3 protein-coding genes are annotated in these 1,768 nt (G+C 62.2%); all 3 read right to left on the bottom strand.

What is annotated here, in order from left to right; all coding sequences use genetic code 11:
- Window positions 1–533: transposase family protein (locus tag NR111_RS18130; RefSeq protein WP_256821615.1), on the bottom strand; the 533-nt coding region annotated here is incomplete at its 3' end.
- Between the two features lie 212 nt (window positions 534–745).
- The gene (locus NR111_RS18125; protein ID WP_006898361.1) at window positions 746–1,099 is read right to left on the bottom strand and encodes a hypothetical protein; all 354 of its coding nucleotides are present in this window, start codon (window positions 1,097–1,099) and stop codon (window positions 746–748) included.
- Between the two features lie 29 nt (window positions 1,100–1,128).
- A complete protein-coding gene (locus tag NR111_RS18120) occupies window positions 1,129–1,671 on the bottom strand; it encodes a hypothetical protein (RefSeq protein ID WP_374210760.1) in 543 nt (180 codons plus the stop codon).
- Between the last annotated feature and the right edge of the window lie 97 nt (window positions 1,672–1,768).

Genomic DNA, 1,768 nt, shown 5'->3' with positions numbered 1-1,768 from the left:
CGGAACAGCGGTACCAACTCGCCGGACCCGCGGTACCGACAAGCCCTATCTGCCACGAAGTGTCCGGGCTGGTCGTAGACCATGGCGCGAGTCTCGGTGACCGCCAGGTCGTTGACGAGGTCCCATCCCAGCCCGAGTGCCTTGGCGACCGCGGACACGCTGGTGCGGTCGATCGCCAGACGCTGCAGGATCCAGCGGCTGCAGCGGCGGGTGGTCTTGGCCCGCGGCTCGGCCAACGCCGGCATGCGTTGCTGGAAGATCCTCGTGCCGCAGTCATCGTTGTCGCAGACAAAGCGTGGTACCCGCACGTGCAGTCTGGTGGGATGTCCGACGATCGGTAGATCCGTGACCTTCCGCTGGACGTGGTCGCGCAGGCGCCCCGCCATCCCGCACTCGGCGCAGATCGGGTCGAGTGTGACCGGGGCGCAGAACAGGTGCGTGAGCTCGTCGGCCACGGCGGCGTCGGTGATCGTCACCCCGAGCTCGACGGTGCGGCAGATGGTGTCGGCAAGCAGGCTGGCGGTAGCGTTCAAAGCGGGTCCTGGGGTGTTCGATGCGTGGCGTGAGAACCTGCATCGTCACACGCCCCAGGACCCCTACATTTTGTGCCTCACCGCATCACCGGCGAACCCCAGCTACGCACTCCGGATCCGGAAGGGCCACTTATCGCTCGGCTACAGGACGCCGGTCGTGGTCCAAATCGTCGATGGTCAAGGTAGGCCTCTTTCCAGGAGGTAGTGCAGAGTCAGCTGCTGACCGAGCCATAGAAGTGCAGGATCGGCGGCTGGTTCTCGGTATCGAGCGACTCCGACATGTCTAGGGTGCCGTCGGTAAGCGCTGCTCCGAGGCGGTCGACGGTGTCGGCGAGATCGTGGGTTTCGATCTCGTACATTGTCAGATACCTAGTCGGCGGGGCGCCAGAAGCATCGACAAGTTGTTCTTCGGCATACCGGTAACGTTTTCCCGAGACCACACCAGCAATTCGGTCAACGACTTGCGGTATGTGGATGTCGTCATACCAGCGGTTGAACTCGTCCTCCAGATTGTCCTTGGGCTGGACGTGGGCTATCAGAATTGCGCGAACTATGTTATCGGGCATTGTTGATGTCCTTCCAGTGTGAGGTTTCGCTACTGTGGCCGTAGCGAGGCTCGTCGCAGCTTTCCAACTTCGTTGCGCGGAAGCGCATCGACGAAGGTAACGACACGCGGCGATGCATACTTGCCCACATGTTGTGCGACAAGGTCTTTGAGTTGGCGGGTTAGTTCGTCGACGTCTATTCCGGGTTGTGGAGCCACTACGACGGCTCGCACCACATCACCGCGAGCATGATCGGCGTAGGCGACCGCGGCAGCTTCTGTGATTGCGGGGTGCTTGAGAATCGCATCCTCCACCTCGACCGGACTCACGTTATGTCCAGAGGTGATGATCATGTCGTCCGCTCGTCCCTCGATCATCCATCGCCCCTCGCCGTCGATGCGGGCTCGGTCTTCGGTGACAAAGACCTCACCGTGCCAACTTTGCTGCCACTGCGCAGGGGCATTTTCGTAACCTGCGGACATCTGATGCCGCGGTCGACGAACGGCGATGAGCCCGGGCTCATCTGCAAGCGATGGCGAACCGTCTGGGCCGACTAGAAAGGGATCGAAGCCCGGAATCGGGTGGGTGAGCATTCCCGGTCGTGCTGTCGGGCCGGGCCCGAAAGCGTCCCCTAGCCCCGGTGTTTCATGGGGATCTGCGGATCGCTGGGCGCAAATAGACCGAAGTGCT

The sequence above is a fragment of the Dietzia sp. Die43 genome (assembly GCF_024519835.1).
Classification (GTDB): domain Bacteria; phylum Actinomycetota; class Actinomycetes; order Mycobacteriales; family Mycobacteriaceae; genus Dietzia; species Dietzia kunjamensis.
The sequence above is the reverse complement of the archived record's forward strand: the minus strand, read 5'-3'. Positions and strand labels throughout refer to the sequence as shown.